The sequence below is a fragment of the Bartonella silvatica genome, from assembly GCF_040545155.1.
Classification (GTDB): domain Bacteria; phylum Pseudomonadota; class Alphaproteobacteria; order Rhizobiales; family Rhizobiaceae; genus Bartonella; species Bartonella silvatica.
In genome coordinates this window covers 97,489-117,528 of the sequence record NZ_JBEPLI010000004.1, presented here as the reverse complement: position 1 = coordinate 117,528, position 20,040 = coordinate 97,489, and the positions used below count along the sequence as shown (strand labels likewise).

14 protein-coding genes are annotated in these 20,040 nt (G+C 37.8%); 4 read left to right on the top strand and 10 right to left on the bottom strand.

All coding sequences use genetic code 11. The features are described 5' to 3' along the window. Window positions 1-148 precede the first annotated feature (148 nt). The 6 genes from nusB to glyA form a co-directional block, all read right to left on the bottom strand. Window positions 149-619 carry a transcription antitermination factor NusB gene (nusB, locus tag ABID23_RS03525; RefSeq protein ID WP_354189378.1) on the bottom strand — a complete coding sequence of 157 codons (471 nt, stop codon included), beginning with the start codon at window positions 617-619 and terminating at the stop codon, window positions 149-151. A gap of 2 nt (window positions 620-621) precedes the next feature. After that, complete coding sequence (locus ABID23_RS03520) at window positions 622-1,080, bottom strand: 6,7-dimethyl-8-ribityllumazine synthase (protein WP_354189376.1); 459 nt, start codon at window positions 1,078-1,080, stop codon at window positions 622-624. Between the two features lie 63 nt (window positions 1,081-1,143). Beyond that, window positions 1,144-1,758: a riboflavin synthase gene (locus ABID23_RS03515; protein WP_354189374.1), complete on the bottom strand. Its 615-nt coding sequence runs from the start codon at window positions 1,756-1,758 to the stop codon at window positions 1,144-1,146. Beyond that, window positions 1,740-2,867, bottom strand: a complete 1,128-nt coding sequence (gene ribD, locus ABID23_RS03510) for a bifunctional diaminohydroxyphosphoribosylaminopyrimidine deaminase/5-amino-6-(5-phosphoribosylamino)uracil reductase RibD (protein WP_354189372.1) — start codon at window positions 2,865-2,867, stop codon at window positions 1,740-1,742. The genes ABID23_RS03515 and ribD overlap by 19 nt, the downstream gene beginning before the upstream one ends. Further along, window positions 2,860-3,342: a transcriptional regulator NrdR gene (nrdR, locus tag ABID23_RS03505; protein ID WP_354189370.1), complete on the bottom strand. Its 483-nt coding sequence runs from the start codon at window positions 3,340-3,342 to the stop codon at window positions 2,860-2,862. Before nrdR ends, ribD begins: the two co-directional genes overlap by 8 nt. 11 nt (window positions 3,343-3,353) lie before the next feature. Beyond that, window positions 3,354-4,667, bottom strand: a complete 1,314-nt coding sequence (glyA, locus tag ABID23_RS03500; protein WP_354189368.1) for a serine hydroxymethyltransferase — start codon at window positions 4,665-4,667, stop codon at window positions 3,354-3,356. Window positions 4,668-4,987: 320 nt separating this feature from the next. Here glyA and argC point away from each other — a divergent pair, with 320 nt between their 5' ends. After that, on the top strand, window positions 4,988-5,920 hold the full coding sequence (gene argC / locus ABID23_RS03495; protein ID WP_354189366.1) for an N-acetyl-gamma-glutamyl-phosphate reductase: 933 nt from the start codon (window positions 4,988-4,990) through the stop codon (window positions 5,918-5,920). A gap of 18 nt (window positions 5,921-5,938) precedes the next feature. On the opposite strand, the gene ABID23_RS03490 is transcribed toward argC, so the two are convergent. The 4 genes from ABID23_RS03490 to hfq all read right to left on the bottom strand — a co-directional run bounded on the left by ABID23_RS03490 (window position 5,939) and on the right by hfq (window position 10,708). Next, window positions 5,939-7,045, bottom strand: a complete 1,107-nt coding sequence (locus tag ABID23_RS03490; RefSeq protein ID WP_354189364.1) for a COX15/CtaA family protein — start codon at window positions 7,043-7,045, stop codon at window positions 5,939-5,941. Window positions 7,046-7,173: 128 nt separating this feature from the next. Next, window positions 7,174-8,928, bottom strand: a complete 1,755-nt coding sequence (locus ABID23_RS03485) for a hypothetical protein (protein ID WP_354189362.1) — start codon at window positions 8,926-8,928, stop codon at window positions 7,174-7,176. Between the two features lie 140 nt (window positions 8,929-9,068). Further along, on the bottom strand, window positions 9,069-10,412 hold the full coding sequence (gene hflX, locus ABID23_RS03480; RefSeq protein WP_354189360.1) for a GTPase HflX: 1,344 nt from the start codon (window positions 10,410-10,412) through the stop codon (window positions 9,069-9,071). A gap of 56 nt (window positions 10,413-10,468) precedes the next feature. Beyond that, window positions 10,469-10,708, bottom strand: a complete 240-nt coding sequence (gene hfq / locus ABID23_RS03475; RefSeq protein WP_354189358.1) for an RNA chaperone Hfq — start codon at window positions 10,706-10,708, stop codon at window positions 10,469-10,471. Between the two features lie 699 nt (window positions 10,709-11,407). Between hfq and ABID23_RS03470 the strand changes: the two genes are divergently transcribed. The 3 genes from ABID23_RS03470 to ABID23_RS03460 all read left to right on the top strand — a co-directional run bounded on the left by ABID23_RS03470 (window position 11,408) and on the right by ABID23_RS03460 (window position 20,033). Next, window positions 11,408-15,958 (top strand): rhoptry family protein, encoded by a 4,551-nt coding sequence (locus ABID23_RS03470; RefSeq protein ID WP_354189356.1) that lies wholly within the window; start codon window positions 11,408-11,410, stop codon window positions 15,956-15,958. A gap of 1,289 nt (window positions 15,959-17,247) precedes the next feature. Next, on the top strand, window positions 17,248-19,545 hold the full coding sequence (locus tag ABID23_RS03465; protein ID WP_354189354.1) for an NADP-dependent malic enzyme: 2,298 nt from the start codon (window positions 17,248-17,250) through the stop codon (window positions 19,543-19,545). A gap of 203 nt (window positions 19,546-19,748) precedes the next feature. Next, entirely contained in the window at window positions 19,749-20,033 is a 285-nt protein-coding gene (locus tag ABID23_RS03460; RefSeq protein ID WP_354189352.1) for an acyl carrier protein, read from the top strand. Window positions 20,034-20,040 lie beyond the last annotated feature (7 nt).

Genomic DNA, 20,040 nt, shown 5'->3' with positions numbered 1-20,040 from the left:
AGGGATAATGCTATAAAAAACATTAATGGAATCAATAATGATAAATTTCCCCCATATCGTAATAACTCATTTATTTTATTGAAAATTATTGAATCACGACAATTCCAATTATGGTGATCGAAATCATATTGGAATTGTCACAGTGCTGTTAAGAACGGATTTTTTTTGCCATACTATCAAGAACTGCATTGACGAGCTTCGGCTCGTCACCTTCAAAAAAAGCCTTTGCTATATCCACATACTCGCTCATCACAACAGCAACAGGTACATCTGGGCGGTTCATCAGCTCCCATAAGCCTGCACGCAAAATCGCGCGCAGTATAGAATCAATCCGTGAAAGTGACCACTCTGCGGAAAGCTGTTGATGAAGCATAGGATCAAGCTGCTTTTGATCTTTTACAACACCAGTAATGATAGCCAAAAACCATTGAAAATCAGCATCAAGATACTGATCCCCATCAATATTTTTTCCTAAACGATAGGCCTCATATTCCGCTGCAGTTTCCATCACGCCAGAACCGACAATATCCATTTGATAAAGTGCTTGAACTGCAGCGAGTCTTGCTGCTCCACGTTTATTCGCTAAACGCGGAGAATATCTTTCTTTTATAGCAGCCATATTTAATGATTATCTCCAAATCTCTTTTTCAGAGCAATCATACATAAAACAGCTTCAGCAGCAAAACCACCCTTATTTTTTTCATCCTGTTTTGCACGCGCCCATGCCTGCTTTGCATCTTCAACAGTCAAAATACCATTACCAATAGCCAAGCACTTATGAACAGTTAAATCCATTAACGCACGACAAGAATCATTTGCAACAATTTCAAAATGATATGTTTCACCTCGAATAACACAGCCAAGCGCTACATAACCATCATAAAATACTTTATTATTTTTTTCTGCAAAAGCTATTGCACCTGGTATTTCTAAAGCCCCAGGAACTGTGACAATATCGTAGCTTACTTCAGCGTTTTGCAAAACATTGGCTGCACCTGCAAGAAGCGCGTCCGAAATCCCATCATAAAAACGTGCTTCAACAATCAATATATGCGGCTTTTTATGTATTTCTTTTATCATGAGAAGATCCCATAAGAAAAATGAATCAAAAAAGTAAGCTCATAGGAATAAATTTTAGCTTACTCACTCTGTATTGAAAATACCAGAAAACTTTGCAGCATAACGAGCAAACTGATCAATTTCCAAATTAACGCAATCTCCTATTTTTGCTTGTCCCCAAGTGGTTACTTCAAGTGTATGGCGAATAATAAGAACATCAAAAATACAATCATCCACATTATTAACAGTTAAAGATGTTCCATTAAGCGCAATAGACCCCTTATTGACAATAAAAGAAGCAAATCGTTTTGGCACTTGTAGGAAAAAACGAACTGCATCCCCTTCCTTTTTTTGATCAATAATTTCAGCCAAACCATCAACATGACCAGATACGAAATGCCCGCCCACTTCATCACCAAATTTAAGCGAACGTTCTAAATTAATATAAGTTCCTTTTGTCCATTGTGAGAGATTGGTCAAACGCAATGCTTCTTCCCAAGCTTCAACAACAAACCAACTCATATTCATTTGCTTTGATCCTCGTTCCACGACGGTCAAACAAATTCCTGAACATGCAATTGATGCACCAATTTCTAAACTCTGCACAGCATAGCGTGTAGAAATATTTAAACGCACGCCTTGCTTTAAAGATTGTACCTCTTCAACACATCCGATATCCGTTATAATTCCTGTAAACATAACGTCTTACGCCTCCATTTATAAAAACGGTCATTTCCAAACATTCTTGACTCCACTTTATGAAATTGTGAAAGATAATTTCCAAAGTGAGGCGCTTCGATACGATTTTGCCCTAAAGTAACAGGAGCATAAAAGCATATCAAATAATCGACACAACCAGAATTTAAAAAGCTCTCCCCTGTTTTCGTGCCTCCCTCAAGTAAAACACTGTGAATTCCACGTTGATAAAGCAGCTGCAAAATGGCAAGAGGCGGCATACAGCCATTGCTATTTTTTACCGAATAAACAGAGACACCACTCTGCTCTAGTATATTTTTTTTGCTTTGATTTGAAAGATTCGTGTCACAAATAATCCATGTCGGAATTTTTTTTGCCGTTTGAACAACTTTTGCATCAAGGGGGATACGTAAACCTGCATCCAAAACAACACGAATTGGCGAACGCATCTCCATCCCTGGCAAACGACAATTCAACTGCGGGTCATCCGCAAGGATCGTGCCAATACCAACAAGAATAGCATTATTTTGAGCCCGTAACATATGCGTATGAGTATGAGAAATCATTCCGCTAATTTTTACTCCACCCAGCCCCTTTTTCCCCACACCATTATCAGCAGAAACAGCCATTTTCAAAGTCACTGTACAGCGTTGCAATTTTTTTATACATAAATGCGTGCATAATGCTTCAAAAGCTTCCTCAGCTAAAACATTCTCAATGACTTCAATACCAGCAGCACGTAAAAGAGCAATGCCACGACCATCAACCCGCTTATCGACATCAGTAAGAGCAATAACAACCCGAGAAATACCTGAATCAATGAGCGCATTTACACATGGTGAAGTTTTTCCATAATGTGAACAAGGCTCTAGAGTGACATAAGCAGTCGCCCCTTGTGCTAAAGAACCAGCCCTATGCAAAGCTTGCACTTCAGCATGCGGTCTCCCATGAAGAGCTGTAACACCATAACCAACAATATAGGTTCCTATACCAGCATCGTTTCGCACAATAAGTGCACCAACCGAAGGGTTTTTACCCGTAAGACCGACATGCCGCTCTGCTAAACGAATAGCCGCAGCCATAAACCGCTCATCTTGTATTTTTTTATTCATCAGAAAGAAGTTCTGTATCCGCTATACCCCTTGACAACTCGTCTATAACATCGTGAAAATCACTCGCATTACGAAAATCTCGATAGACAGAAGCAAAACGGATATAGGCAATATCATCAATTTTTTTCAACGCTTCCATCACAAGATGCCCAATTTTTTCCGAAGGAATCTCTGGCTCCCCTAAACTCTCAAGTTGACGTACGATACCAGAAATTGCTCGCTCAATATGATCTGGATCAATATTGCGCTTACGCACAGCTATATCAACAGACCGCATTAACTTATCACGATCAAAGAGCTCACATCGACCACTTTTTTTAGAAACCAAAAGCTCGCGTAACTGAACACGTTCAAACGTTGTAAAACGGCCACCACAAACAGAACACACACGCCGACGACGAATAACCGCCCCCTCCTCTGCGGGGCGGGAATCTTTAACCTGTGTATCTTCGTATTGGCAATAAGGACAGCGCATTTTTTACGCCCTTAACAATTTCTCAGATAAGGATACAGAGGAAATCTGTTTGTTATCTCTTCTACCTTTTTCTTAACGGCCGTTTCAACACCCTTATTGTCTTCATCGTTCTTAACGCTCCGCAACCCTTCAAGAACTTCTGAAATGAGCTCACCAATTTGAATAAATTCTTTTTCCGCAAAACCACGTGTCGTCGCGGCAGGTGACCCCAAGCGAATTCCTGATGTTATAGATGGTGTTTCCGGATCAAAGGGAATACCATTTTTATTACAAGTAATATGCGCTCGTCCCAAGGCCAACTGGGCACGTTTTCCTGTTGTATTCTTAGAGCGTAAATCAACAAGCAATAAATGATTATCTGTACCACCAGAAACAATATCAAAACCATGACTATGTAATGTTTTTGCTAAAGTTTTGGCATTGGCAACAACATCAGCACTGTAGCTCTTGAAAGCAGGCTGCAAAGCCTCCCCAAATGCAACAGCCTTAGCAGCAATCACATGCATTAAAGGACCACCTTGAAGACCAGGGAAAATCGCTGAATTCGTTTTTTTAGCTAACGCTTCATCATTGGTTAATATCAAGCCACCCCGAGGACCACGTAATGACTTATGCGTCGTCGTCGTAACAATGTGGGCATGAGGAACAGGTGAAGGATGAACGCCGCCCGCAACCAAACCAGCAATATGAGACATATCAACGAGGAAATAAGCCCCCACCTCATCTGCAATTTCGCGGAAACGTTTCCAATCCCATAAACGAGAATAAGACGACCCCCCTGCTATAATAAGCTTGGGTTTGCGTTCTTTTGCAAGACGTTCCACTTCCTCCATATCAATAATCTGATCTTCTTGGCGCACACCATAAGAAACAACATCAAACCATTTTCCAGACATATTAACAGATGAACCATGTGTCAGGTGACCACCAGAATTTAAATCCAACCCCATAAATGTGTCACCTGGCTTAAGGAGCGCTAAAAATACAGCTTGATTCATCTGGCTACCAGAATGAGGCTGAACATTTGCAAAAGCAGCCCCAAAAAGCTGTTTTGCGCGCTCAATCGCTAAATCTTCAACGACATCAACAAATTGACACCCTCCATAGTAGCGATTTCTTGGATAACCTTCTGCATATTTATTGGTTAAAACAGATCCTTGGGCTTCAAGAACAGCTCTTGAGACAACATTCTCTGAAGCGATCAGCTCAATCTCATGCTGTTGACGCTCAAATTCTCCTCTAATTGCTTGAAAAATTGCAGTATCAGCGGTTTGTAAGTTATCATTAAAAAAGCGCTTTTGTGTATCACTTGCTTGCTGAGTCATAAAACACATTCCTAACATAAAAAAATAAATTCATTAAACGATAACACAGCAAACTATGCAAACCAAATATTTTAAGCCACCCTCACTTAAAAATGACACATATGTTGATTTTATTTGCTTGCCATAAAATAATTTTTTCCTGAAAAAGAGTACAAAATAGGCATTAAGCTTCTCTTCAACTACGCTTACTCTGCAACAGCTCCTTCAAGGAAAATGACGTAATATTTAAGATATTCAATAATTTAGTCTAGTAATCGTTTAAATTAATTTATAATGTAATATGCGGGATGTAGTAGAAAAATAATTCAAGGCAAACAGTAATGACAACGACAGTTTTTATTGATGGTGAGCACGGAACAACCGGATTACAGATACAAAAACGACTAGCGAAACGTTCAGATTTTAAATTGCTTTCCCTTTCTCACACAGACCGACATAACATTGATATTCGACGAGATTGTCTTAATCAAGCCGACATTGTTATTTTGTGCCTCCCCGATGATGCAGCGCGTGAAACAGTTTATTGGCTTAAAAATAATAAGAAAATTCGAATCATTGATAGCTCAACAGTTCACCGTGTTGCACCAGACTGGGTTTATGGTTTCCCTGAAATGACTTCTGGACAAAGAAAAAGCATCCAAGCAGCACGCTATGTCAGCAATCCCGGATGCTATCCTACCGGCGCCATCAGCTTGATTCGTCCTCTCCGTGAAGCAAATCTACTAAGCCCTCATTATCCGATATCAATTAATGCAATATCTGGCTATACTGGTGGTGGAAAACAACTCATTGCACAGATGGAAAATAAGTCTCAAAACGATATAAGGGAGAATTATTTTATCTATGGTCTCAATCTTGACCATAAACATGTGCCAGAAATTAAAATCTATGGGCAAATCATCAAAACACCTGTTTTTGTACCAAGTGTTGGTCGTTTTCCTCAAGGAATGATTGTCAATATCCCACTTCATCGCTATTTATTTGCCAAATCAGCAAACTGTTCTGATCTACGCGAAATCTTTGAAAACCACTACAATGAACACAACACTATATCCGTTGCTTCACAGGAAGAAACAGAAACCCTTACCAAACTCAACCCAGAATGTTTAGCACATAAAGACGGAATGAAACTGTTCGTCTTTGGAAACGAGCGTGAAGGAATTTTCAATCTCTGCGCTATCTTAGATAATTTGGGAAAAGGTGCATCTGCAACAGCTGTTCAAAATCTCGATTTAATGCTTTCAGGAATCTAAAACTCTAAACGCAATCTTTTATTCCACAACATGATAAGCTCCTTTTGTTGCACGCCAATGTGCAACCGAAAAGCACAATATTACTAACGCCATGCTTTGGTGAATAAGACCCAAGCTTATAGGAACTTCATGCAACAATGTGAAAATTCCTAAGACCGCTTGCAGAATAATCATAATACATATCAAAAATGCACGACGGGAATGGGTTGAGTGTGGAACATTCTTTTGTAAATACAAAGCATGAACAATTGCCACAACAAATAAAAAATAAGCAAAAAAACGATGGATAAACTGAACAGTTAAAGGATTCTCGAATAAATTACGCCAAACAGGATAATGCTGTAACAGTCCATCAGGAATAATTTGACCATCCATGAGTGGCCATGTACTGTAAACTTTTCCAGCATGGATTCCTGCAACCAAAGCCCCTAAATAAATCTCAGCCAAAATAAGAAAAACAAGCCAACCAGCAAAATGTTGAATCCTCTGATGCGCTGGTTTTTCTGAATATTCCGCCAATCCTCGAGACAAATACATCACAAAAATAATAACAAAACACGCCGTTATAAGGTGAAATGCTAGGCGATATTGGCTCACACTTGTCAGATTACTTTGCCCAATACCCGATGCCACCATCCACCAACCAATCACACCTTGAAGCCCTATAAGAACCGGCACAACAATAAGAGGCAACAAAATATTTTTTTCAATCCGTCTTGTTGCCCAAAACCACACGAGTCCCAATAAAGCGACAAGACCAACAAGACGCCCCAAAACGCGATGTACCCATTCCCACCAGAAAATGACTTTAAACGCGCTTAAGGTCATATCATAATTAAGCAGCTTATACTGTGCTATCTGTTGATATTTTAAAAACTCTTCTTGCCATTGTTCCTCACCAATCGGCGGAATCACACCATGAATTGGCTTCCATTCCGTTATCGATAACCCTGACCCTGTCAAACGAGTTGCGCCCCCTACTAAAACAATAGCCAAACAAAGCAGTAAAATAGAATACAACCACATGCGGATTTGCTTTCGATTTTTTTTCTGCAATGTTGTCAAAACGCTACCGCCATGAACGCTATTATTGAATCTTTGTACTGTCATCTCTGATTGCCCCACGTCTCTCTCCAACCACAACGCATATAAAAATTTAAAATGGTGAATCTTAACTATTTTTAATATGTACTACAACTTCAACACAAAACAAGAGCACAACTATAATATACTCATCGCACATTCAGCAATATTTACGGTGCAACCACATGGTAAAATGTTTTGGGAAACCTGCCCACCATTTGCATAATCCAGTCTTGTTGGTTAAGAGCAACACTAGAAACGTAATAGTCTGTAAGCTTTGCAAACTGCTCAGAACCATATTTTGGTTCATCCGCCATCTCTAAAATAATAAAATCATAATCCTTTTTAAATTCTTGTAAAAAATGCGGGATATCTTTTGAAAAACCTTCTGCAGAAACAGCACTTGTTAACCCTTGAGGTAGAATATCAACGCCCGTATCATAATCACGATAAATGACATCTTGCAACTGCGCATTCCCCGTTAAAATATCGCTTAAACCCCGATGTGGACCTATAACCTTCTCTATTTTTTGACCAGAAATATCCACCAAGAGAACTGTCTTGCGTTCTTTTATCAAATGCAGAGAAAGCTTCGCTGCCGTTCGCGCTGCTTCCGGCCCAATGATTGAAATCACCATTGAAGTGCGATATTTTAAAAAATCGAATAATGCCTCTATTGTCGTTAAAGTCTCAAGACCTTGTATTCCTTTAAAAGCTAAAGAATTTTGATCATTTTTAAAATCAGGATCTTCCCGCCGACTTTTTTTTGTTTCAAAATACCGCTGAAAAAACCAAAACCCTCCCAAAAGAGTGATGACACTTGTAAGGAAACTGATCATCATATTTTTTCCGTAAAGAGCCATAAAAGGAATTGGTGTTAACGTTGTTGGCACAATCACTTGAATCTTTGCACTTTGAAAAAGAGAAGAGTTCTGATCGATCTCTTTATCCACAACTGCCCTTATTTTATTTTCAAGCTCACGAAACATTTGGGTCAAAGACTGAGATTGATCTTTTACAAAAAAGCGCATCTTTTCTTTGAGCTGTTTTTCAAACTCTATCGCAACCATTTCATCTGAATGCACTTGATGAACAATCTGCAAAACTTTATTTTCTATTTGATGAGAAATTGTATCTAACTCAGCAGTCATCGCCTTAATTTGAGGATGTGCCCACCCTAATTGTGCAGCCATATGCGCCCGTTGCGCCTCCAAGAGATCACGCTTTACTTCTAATGAAGCAACCATTGCATTGTTGGCAATAAACGATAAAGACAACAAAGACTGTCCCTTTTCACGCATCATGCTTATAGTGGAATTTAAACTGGTTAAATGAATACGTTTGAGAGTCGCTTCTGTTAATTGCCTAGAAAGGTCATTAAGCTCTGTCTTTTTTGTATGATTGAAAATAAGAGAATCAAAAGATGAACGAAATCCTTGTACGATATTGAGTATCCTCACCTTATCATATTTTTGATCCGTTTTCTGTTCTGTTAATAATCGTTTTTGTTTCTGTTTTATAATTTCTTTTGAAAGCGCGGCAAACCAAGTCTCCAACCCATCTTGAGCAACTTGCATCGTTTTTGCTTCAAAAGTAAGATCAATGAAATGACCATTGCGAGATAAACGAAGACTCTCACGGAAATCTTTTTTCTGAGAATCTTCCAAAGAAAAAAGGAACGAGCTTGAATCATGTGAAATGAGAGGCTGCGACAATAGAGAGGTAATAATATTATTTTGGGCATCAATTGATAAAGGTTTTCCTACAGAATCAGATAACGAAAATGTTAAACTTGCTCGATAAAACCGTGGCTGCACAAAGTAATATAACCAAATGAAAAATGCACATAGAGCCGCTAACAGCAAAACAACCACAATGTTTTGCATGATGGTAACAAACAGTTTTCTATTGCACTTAAGCATCATCTTTATTTCAACCAAAAATACTTCGTACTTTTTATTTAAGAGAAAGTAGTAACTATCCTCTTAACTTAAAATCATATTATTTTGATGGAATAAAAATGTAATATATAAGAAACAATATTCCAAAGTCGCTCATAAAAACTTCAGTTCATCGTTTTTTTGATCCGATCTAGTCTTTTTTTTGCTTCCGTTGTAAGTACTGCCTTAATAGTAACAGAACCATTATTATGTCCTTCCTGCACGACTTCACCAGAGTTTTCATAAAACCAATCAAGAAGTGACATTTCATGAGGTTTCAAAAGATATTCAACAGTGTGTATTTCTCCCAAAATGCGCTGTTCAATAGCGACTAATAATTGATCCAGCCCATCATTCATGAGCGCTGAGACCATAACTGCAGGATTATGTCTCATTTTTGCGCTTGTTTTTAAAACACTTAATGCCTTTTCATCCAAGAGATCAATCTTATTCCAAACCTCTATGATATGTTCTGTATCAGCAGTATCAATACCAAGACTTGAAAGAACCTCTAAAACATCTTGAGCATGCGCATGATGATCAGGATCGGACATATCTCTCACATGCAAAATGAGATCAGCTTCAACAACTTCTTCAAGGGTGGCTCTAAAAGCAGCAATTAAATGCGTTGGTAAATGAGAGATAAAACCAACAGTATCAGATAAAAGAATCTTTTTCCCATGAGGGAAAGTAACTTTGCGCAAAGTTGGATCAAGTGTTGCAAACAACATATCCTTTGCTAAGACATCTGCTCCACTTAAACGATTAAAAAGAGTTGATTTTCCTGTATTCGTATACCCAACTAAAGCCACGACAGGATAAGATGCTTTTTTTCTTTTCGATCGATGAAGAGCGCGTGTTTTAATAACCTTTTCCAATTCACGACGGATGCGAATAATTTTCTCTTGCAAAAGACGCCGGTCAGCTTCAATCTGAGTTTCACCAGGTCCCCCTAAAAAACCACGCCCCCCACGTTGCCTTTCCAAGTGTGTCCAACTCCGCACAAGTCTGCTCTTTTGATAAGACAAATGCGCCAATTCAACTTGTAGCCTTCCCTCTTTTGTTCGCGCGCGATCACCAAAAATTTCAAGAATGAGAGCGGTCCTATCAATCACTTTACAATTCCATAACTTTTCTAAATTGCGCTGCTGCACAGGCGTTAAAAAGTCATCTACAATTGTAAGATCAATACAATATTCACTGATATAATGGGCAATTTCATCGACTTTCCCCTTCCCAAATAGAGTGGCAGGACGGGGAGTGAAAATATGAACCGCTTCAGAATGAACAACCTTCAACCTTATAGCACCCGCCAACCCCGAGACTTCTTTAATTCGAGAAGGTATGGAACATCCACTGGAAGCACTTCCACTTTTTTTCTCTGGAAAAATAGGCACTAAAATAACCGTACGTACCTGTTTTTCAAACTGTGAAGAAAATCCCTCAACGCTCTCATTGTTATTAATCATGAAAATTTAAGCACTTCATAAAACGGAATAAAAGGCCCCCAATGAAGGTGATTTGTTTATTCAGAGCCTTCACCGTCAAACATCTGTACAGGTTGTCCAGGCATAATTGTAGAAATAGCGTGCTTATAAACCAATTGTGCATGTCCATCACGACGTAAAAGAACACAAAAATTATCAAATGAAGTTACAATACCGGTTAATTTAACGCCATTTACAAGAAAAATCGTAAGAGAAATTTTTTGCTTTCGCACCGTATTTAAAAATACATCTTGCAGGTGTTGTGATCTTTCTGCCATTATTCTTACACCTTCATCTCGAATTGTTATAAAATATTCGTGCACGCATATCGACTGAAAAATATCTAATTGTCAACGTAGAAGCTTCAAAAATCAGCAAAAGAAAGCTCAATTCTAAGAGAAAATGACTCCTTAAAACAACAAGTATAATAATCTGTTATCAAATACAAAAATTTCCCCCACCTTTATTTTCTATAAATGACTGTGAGAAATAAGCTTTCACATTGCATCCTTAACACGACACATAACATATATCTTTACTCAAGTATACTAGAATGGGGTATTGCCTCCTTATTGTTTAAAATCAAACCGACATAGCAGCACACTTCATGAATTAATGATCAATAAAATGAAACCTGATACGCAAACACCAATAAATATATGTTACATTGCTCCTTTCTTTAAAGAACTGCACATTACCACATGACATTGCCTTCACCCAAAGACAATCAGACGCAAAATCTATCTGTAAACAAAAGTTGTAAACAGCATTTTATTTTTCTACTATAAAATAACACATTGTTTTTTCTTTATTTTATGACGTTTTAAACAGATGGAAAAAACTGCGTTAACTTTATCTTGATAAGTTTTTAAATTTTTTTCTTAAACGTATTCCTTTCTAAATAATTAACCGCTACTATATCAAGATACCTGGAGGAGGACGTATCCCTTTTCTATTTGTAAGAGTACGAGGCGAGTATGGCACGCAGAACAAAGTTAAAAACATTTGAAGTTGAATTTGAAGAGGCTCTCTCAAAAGCGATGAGTTTTGATTCTGATGATGCGGCAATTGAAGTAATATCTCCTCACCATTCCGAAAATGTCATTAGTGTAGATGATTTAATCCAAAAAATTGCTATGGCAGAAGAAGAAGTTCTTTCTGAAAATGAGACTGCAACTCTTGTCTCTGATATTCATGATGATGCTGTCATTGATCAAACCGTTGTTGAGCAGCTTTTTTCCCAAAAGCCAACGGCTGAACTTTCAGGTGGAACGGTTCATAATACATTACTATCTGCAAAGCCTCACCCTGCTAATGATGATACAACCGTTTCTTCCAGTTTTGAATTACCAAAGCAAAGCTCTCTTGCCCGAGTTTATTGGAGCACAACAGCTCTTAGTGCCCTATGGGCAACAAGCGGTGCTTTTATTGCTCATAAACTTGCGCCTGCAAGCTTTAACTCCTTCTCCAATATCGCCTCTTTTTTTACATCTCCAACAGGATTGGCTGTCGCCGCAGGAACAGCAATTCCGATCCTTATGTCTTGGGGTTTTGCGCAATTAACAAAGCGTTCAGTTGAATTGCGCAATATTGCTCTTCTTATGACAAATGCTGCACAGCGCTTTAATGACCCACAGCATCTATCTGAAAAGCAGGCAATCACGATAGGGCAAACCATTCGTGAAGAAATCGCCGCAATGAATGAGGGAATTGAGCGAACGCTTGGACGTGCTGTTGAACTTGAAGCAATCATACAAGGTGAAGTTCATAATCTGGAACAAGCCTATGCAGAGAATGAATCGCGTATTCATACGTTAATAAAAGAATTAAGCAATGAGCGTATATCGATTTTAAATCATGCAGACCGCGTACAATCAACAATTAAAGGAACACAAGAACAACTCAATGATGAGTTTGGTTTGGTAACATCAAAAATTGTAACCAATGTTGAAAGACTGGCACAAACGCTTTTTCAAACTTTGCAAGAACAGGGCAAAGACCTTGTCGCAAAACTTTCCTATGCAGGAGATGGTGTCACCCATCAGCTCGTTGAAAAGTTCTCTGAAACCTCGTCACAAATTCAGAAAAAAAATACAGAGTTTTTTCATGAACTCGGAAAACAATTTGATAGCTTCTCAGAGCGTTTTGATATTAATGAAAAACAACTAGAGAAAACCTTTAATGAAACAGCTGCTAAAGCCGAAATGCATATTGCGAAAATGGCAGAGCACATACAAACTGCAACAGATCAGACTTTATCCAGTGTCGATAAAAAGTTTAAAACACTAGATGAATCCCTTATTGATCGTAATAACCAGTCTCTACAAAGCTTTGACGAGAAGATTGCCCAACTCGACGAGCAGGCATATAAACTCTCTTCTAAATTTGATAACATTACGTCAAAAGCAATCGAAGCCTTTGGAAATCGTTTAGCGACGGTTGATCTTTCTCTTAAAGAACACAGTGATTCCATCATTGAATCCTTCATTGCGCGCAGTCAAACTTTAGAAGACAATGCAGAAAAGCTTAGTGGATTTTTGAAAGATCATGTCTTGCAGATTAATGCAGATATCCAAGAAAGAACATCTGATATTACCAATGTCTTCACAAATGGACATGACAATATTCTTTCTGCAATCGATAAAAGCAAAGAAATGCTAAGAGAAGAAGTTCAGCATGTTGATAAAGCTATCATTGATATCATACAAGAGCGTTCTCAAGATTTCAAAGTGCAACTTTCTGATCAAAGAGCTCTTATGGCCGAGATGCTTGATTCAGAAAAGGATAAGATCGCTGAAACATTAAAAGATAAAATTGATATTTTATCCCAAAACACTTCAAATATTGAAAGAATTTTGATTGATAATGTTCAAGCTGTTGATCGAAGTACTGAAAATCATGTTGCCAATATCGTTCAATCCACAGAAAAATTGCAGGAAGTGATTGTACAAAGCTGTAATACAACAAAAGATGCATTAGATGCACAAGCTAGAAATATTGATTTACGCGCTGATGCTCTGCGTGATTCTTTAGCAATTAATAGTTTCTCTCTTAATGAAGTTCTGGCAGATCAGGCACGCACGCTCGAACAACGTATGGAGACAATCCATAATCTCATCACCAAAAGTGATGTACATGTTAATGACGCTTTAAAACAACAAATTAACTTAGTTGAAAATGCGATTGCTACCAATAACAAGAATATTAATGAGACTGTTCAAGGACATATTAGAAATCTCGAAAATCACGCTGAAGCTCTAAAAAGCACTCTTGCTCAATCAAAAGGTACATTCTTCGAAACCCTTGAAACACGTATAGAATCATTTGATGAAAAATTAGAAGATCGTGCACATCAAATTTTTGAACGTGCAGCCACTTTAGAAAATACCTTTTCAGAAAGGTTTGGTCTGGTATGCAAAACGATAGAAATGCAAACATCTGCTTTTGAGAAACGCTCTGATGTATTACAGACATCGATCATCTCCAATAGTGAGCAAAATCAAGCTATTCAACAAGCATTAGAAGCCAGTGTTAATAATATACGAATTACACTAGAGGATTCCGTTAACACAGTTACCGGAAACTTGCACGATAAGGCTATAGAAGTCTCTGGTATTCTCTCCTCAACTGGTGAACACATTCTTTCTTCTGTTGCCAATGTTGCAACAAAAGCAGAAACAATTCTCTCAGAATCTGGAGACCGCATTGTCTCAAACGTAAAACAAACCGTTTATGATACCAGCGAAAAAGTTCTTTCTGTTCTGTCTGAACAAACAGCGCATACTGTCAAAGCCTTCACAGCAGCCAGTCACAATGCACAAGCATTGTTTAATGAAACAATTCATACGTCAACAACAGCAATTGAAGACGTGCTTAACGAACGCTGTAATGTTCTTCATCATTCCATGCAGAATCTAAAAAACAATTTAGGATACCAACTTTCTGATGTCAGTAGCCGTTTAGAAGAAGCAGAGAATCAAACAGCAACTGAAATTTCAAAGCATGTTGGCAAAATCACCGAGTTGACAAATTATTTAAACCAAGCTGCTCAAAATACAACAGAATCAATTGGGCATTTAACGCAGCACATTGGTGAACAACTCTCTCTCTCAACACAAGATGCTGAGCAAAGAATTTATGCACATAATGAAACTTTAGTGAACAGCTTAGCACAAACCAACTCGGAAACGATTCAAACCGTTAATGCTATGAAAGAGGAGCTTGTCAATAATGTCTCATCCATCGTTGCTCAGTTGAATCAGTCCATTCATAATTTCCATGAAAATAGTAATATTTTGTTATCAGCCGTTCAAAATATTGATGGTCAATTGAGTGAGACTGCTAATAACTTTTTCCAGAATACAAACCAGGTAGCAGAGCATTTATCAGCTTCAAATCAAGCACTCAACAGCAATGTTGAGGTTCTGCAAGGTCTCTCAAAAAATACATTTGAACAAATTCGTGATATAACCAATAGTTTTGGCGAACATGCCAAAACCCTTTCGGGGGCGATTCATGTTCTTGAACAATCTGAAAGTTCACTCAGTACAACACTTGAAGAGAAGCATAACACGCTTTCTGTATTAAGCAGTGCTCTTGTTTCAAAATCTAATGAAATTAACAAACTCATTGAACATTATGAGGATGTTCTTAGATCAGCACTTGAACGCACCGATAAAAATACGCGTCATTCCACGCATTCACTCCAACAATCGCTTAATCAGCTTATTAATGAAGCCTCAACTCGCTTTTCAGGAGCTGCAGAGAATATACGCCGCTCAGCAGATGAAGTGCGTTCAGAACTTTCAAAAATTAACAATGATATTAGTGTAAATGTTCAAAAGCTTCCAGAAAAGACAAAAGAAACAACGCAGACTATTCGTACTGCTCTCAATGAGCAAATTGTTGCATTAAAAGATTTGGTCAGTGTTATAGAAAAAAGTCACCAAAAAAATGCAAATAATCAGCCAATATCAGCAGTGTCTCAACCATCAACGCCTAAAAGAAATGATAATACGTCTTCTGAAACCATTAAAAAGATCGTGCCACCCAAACCTGATGTACAACAAGATCAAAGTACAAAGCGGCAAAATAAATGGGTCTCCAATCTCTTAGAGAGAGCTTCGCGTGAAGAAACATGGTATGATGATGCAACATTTGCGCCGGTGCAAACAAAAACACGTCCTGCAAGTGAATCTCTGAGTTCTTTAGCGGCAGGTATAGTGCAAGCCATTAATCATAATGCTATTGTTGAATTATGGGATCATTATCGTCGTGGACAAAAAAATATTGAGATAGAACGCCTTTATACTTTAAATGGAAAAAAGATATTTGAAGTCATTAAGAAAAAATATCTCAGTGATGCTCATTTTAAACGCTCCGTGAATCAATATATTATGGACTTTGAAAAACTATTACGTGATATATCTCGCAATTCTGGTTCTTCGAACTCAGTTCGCAAATATCTGATATCGGATACTGGAAAAGTCTACACTATGCTTGCTCATGCAAGTGGTCGTCTTCAATAAACAACACTCGAAGTGAAAAAGCTTTTTTCACTTCTTTCCTCTCATCATCATGGGATGCCCTATTTGCAGATATAGCACTGCTTTTTTAAGTTAAATGAACAATAGAGGGAAATTCCCTTTCCGGCTGCTATGAGCCTCTATTATTTAAAATAATATATCGATTTTACATGTATTAAAAAAATAAGAAACGCATCAATAAAATTTTTAAATAAACTTCTAAAGTGACATTATAAATAAAAACTTACTTTTGAGTGAGAAAGAAGAAAATTATTATTTTAATTTTTAGTGAGTAACTGTTTTAAAGATATAAAATGTTGTCTATAATATCACAAAATGAGAAAAAGAAAGAATATAAATAGGCAATAGCCCACTTCATACAACGGGGTAGCATCTTGACATCTTAGTAAAATTAAGCATCTCATGAAAAAAATTGCTGTTATTTTAAAATCTTACTTTGGATTATTTGGCTTTCAGATCATCTCTTAAACCACATATCCGCGTCCTCTTCACTTTATGCCTCAAAGTATCTTCCGCCAAATCACAACGAATATCCCTATTATCTTGCTATCCAAAGAAATGAAAATGAACCTGATGATGCTCCCAATGAGAAAACACACACGAAAAATCGCTTTCTGATGAGCTTCATTTTTAACCACACAGGCGACCTTATCAGACTCCGTGTCGTCATGCTGATCTAGTTTTCTGCCAAGATCAAATACCTTCACTAAAACCACCATAAACAGCTAAAATCTCGCTAACACTCCAGAACATCATTCTCTTTAAAAGGCGTGATTAATTGCCAAACTGCATGATGCAAAAGAGGATAATCAATAAATACTACGTCCTTCTCATCTGAACCTTCCTTCACTGCTATATTCTTCTTACACAAGAAAAAGGATCGTCGCCTATAAACCATACTCATTATACAAAACATCGATAAAGTATGCATTTAATAATCAAACTCAATGAATAACATTGTTCTTTCCTTTCTTGTCTGCATTGCAAAAAGAGTAACGGCTTGGTAATGTAATGGCTTAATAATATTTTACTTATTTTTTAAAATCGGCTAGCCTTTGCACACTGTATATTAAGGGGAAAGGATTAATTGTGCTTGTATAAGACTCTAAAGCACAAATACAAAGAAACATAAGATGAATTTAATGATCCAGAAAATTTTTCTCATATCCATACATTCTTATATTCAGAGAAATGAGGATCTATGAGGAGATAAAGTCTTATCATAGATAAAATATCTCATATAAACATACATTAACTTGGATATCGTACAAATGTCTACAGAACAAAAAGCTGAACTTGATAGCGCTGCACTTTTTTATCATGAACGTCCCAAACCTGGAAAACTAGAAATACAAGCGACAAAACCCCTTGACAATCAGCGTGATTTAGCTCTTGCTTACTCTCCAGGTGTTGCAGCCCCCTGTCTTGCAATCCACGAAAATCCCAATCTTGCTGCTCAATATACTGCCCGTTCTAATTTAGTTGCCGTCATATCAAATGGGACAGCCGTTCTTGGATTGGGCAATATTGGTCCCCTTGCCTCAAAGCCAGTTATGGAAGGAAAAGCGGTTTTATTTAAAAAATTTGCCAATATTGATGTTTTTGATATTGAAATTGATGCGTGCAATACAGAAAAAATGATAGAGACTATATCGGCCTTAGAACCGACATTTGGTGGTATTAATCTTGAAGATATAAAAGCGCCTGAATGTTTTGAAGTCGAAGAAAAACTTCGCACTAAAATGAATATTCCCGTTTTTCATGATGATCAGCATGGAACTGCTATTATTGTTTCTGCAGCTGTATTAAATGCCTTAAATCTTTCAGGAAAAAAAATCGAAAATGCAAAAATAGTGACTTCAGGTGCAGGTGCTGCCGCTTTAGCTTGTATTCACCTTTTAGTTCGTCTTGGAGCAAAAATTGAAAATATTTGGTTAAGCGATTTAGAAGGTGTTGTTTATAAAGGTCGCAAAAAACTAATGGACCGTTGGAAAGACCGTTATGCACAAAAGACGAATGCACGAATTTTAGACGATATTATCGAAAATGCAGATATCTTTCTAGGTGTTTCAGCAGGAGGGGTTTTAAAGCCTGAATATCTAAAAAAAATGGCTCCTAATCCATTAATCTTAGCACTTGCTAATCCCATACCAGAAATTATGCCAGAAGAGGCACGCTCTGTACGACCAGATGCAATGATCTGCACTGGACGCTCTGATTATCCCAATCAAGTGAATAATGTTCTTTGTTTTCCCTACATCTTCCGTGGTGCACTCGATGTTGGTGCGACCGCAATTAATGAAGAAATGAAAATGGCCGCAGTTCATGCGATTGCAGCCCTTGCTCGTGAAGAAACGTCTGATATTGCTGCACGTGCATACTCAAAAAAGCCCCCCAGTTTTGGTCCAGAATACCTCATTCCCTCGCCCTTCGATCCACGCTTAATACTCCGTATCGCCCCTGCTGTTGCAAAAGCAGCAATGGAAACAGGTGTTGCAATTCGACCGATTGAGAACATGGAATCCTACCATGATATCCTTAATCGATTTGTATTTCGTTCCGGATTAATCATGAAGCCTGTTTTTGCTGCTGCAAAAGGAGCACAACGTAAACGCGTCATTTATGCCAATGGTGAAGATGAACGTGTGCTTAGAGCCGCACAGATTGTCCTTGAAGAACAAACGGCAACGCCTCTTCTTATTGGCCGCCCCCATGTTATAGAAGCAAGGTTAAAACGCTTTGGTCTAAAAATTCGCCCCAGTATAGACTTTGAACTCATAAATCCAGAAAATGATCCGCGTTTTCATGAGTATGTTAATTTATTTCTGCATTATGCAGGACGACATGGCGTTTCACCTGATGTTGCAAAAACAATTGTCAGAACATCAACAACAGCAATTGCAACCCTCGCCGTAATGCGGAAAGAAGCTGATGCGATGATTTGCGGCTTAGAGGGGCGTTTTGAGCGTCATCTTGAGTTAATTGAACAAGTGATTGGACTTGATCAAAATGTTCACCATTTTTCTGCTGTCAGTTTGCTGATTTCTTCACAGCGCACTCTTTTTTTTACAGATACTTATGTCAATGAAGATCCAACTGCAGAAGAAATAGCAGAAATGACAATGTTAGCAGCAAAAGAAATTGAAGCCTTTGGTATAACGCCAAAAGCAGCATTATTATCACACTCAAATTTTGGTTCAAAGAATACAGAAAGTGCACGTAAAATGCGCCATGCAACCAAAATTCTTGCTGAGTTATATCCAGATTTAGAAGCTGATGGAGAAATGCATGGAGATGCCGCGCTTTCTAAAGTTTTTCGTGACCGCGTTTTTCCTGCTTCACGCCTTAAAGGCGAAGCTAATTTGCTTGTTTTCCCAACACTTGATGCAGCCAACATAGCACTCAATCTCGTGAAAGATTTAACCAACGCGCTTCATGTCGGCCCTATTTTGATAGGGGCCTCACGTCCTGCACATATTCTAACACCTTCTGTCACATCACGAGGCGTTGTGAATATGACAGCTCTTGCAGTTCTTGCTGCAAATAGAAAAAGCTCTAAAATAAGTTAAATAAAGATAAGTAAATTCATAATAAAATTTTATTTTTTTAAAACTCTTTAAGTATAGCACTTCATATATTGTAAACGCATTTGCTTTATAGAAAAGATAAATCTAAGACGGATTAAGTCTTTTTTTTAAAGAAAAAAAAGGCTACAAGCAGTATATTAAGTATATTTTGACTTTATGAACTCTATATAATAAGGAATTATACATTGCCCTCTACGTTTGATAAAGTTGCTGATATCATCGCAGAAATCAGTGAAATTGATCGCAGCACCATTACACCAGAAAGCCATACAATTGACGACTTAGGAATCGATAGTCTTGATTTCCTTGATATTGTTTTTGCCATTGATAAAGCTTTTGGTATTAAAGTTCCATTAGAAAAATGGACGCAAGAAGTTAACGAAGGTGCGGTTGCAACGGAAGAATATTTTGTTCTAAAAAACCTTTGTGCAAAAATTGATGAACTCGTTGCCTTAAAACAGGCGGAGTAACTTTTTA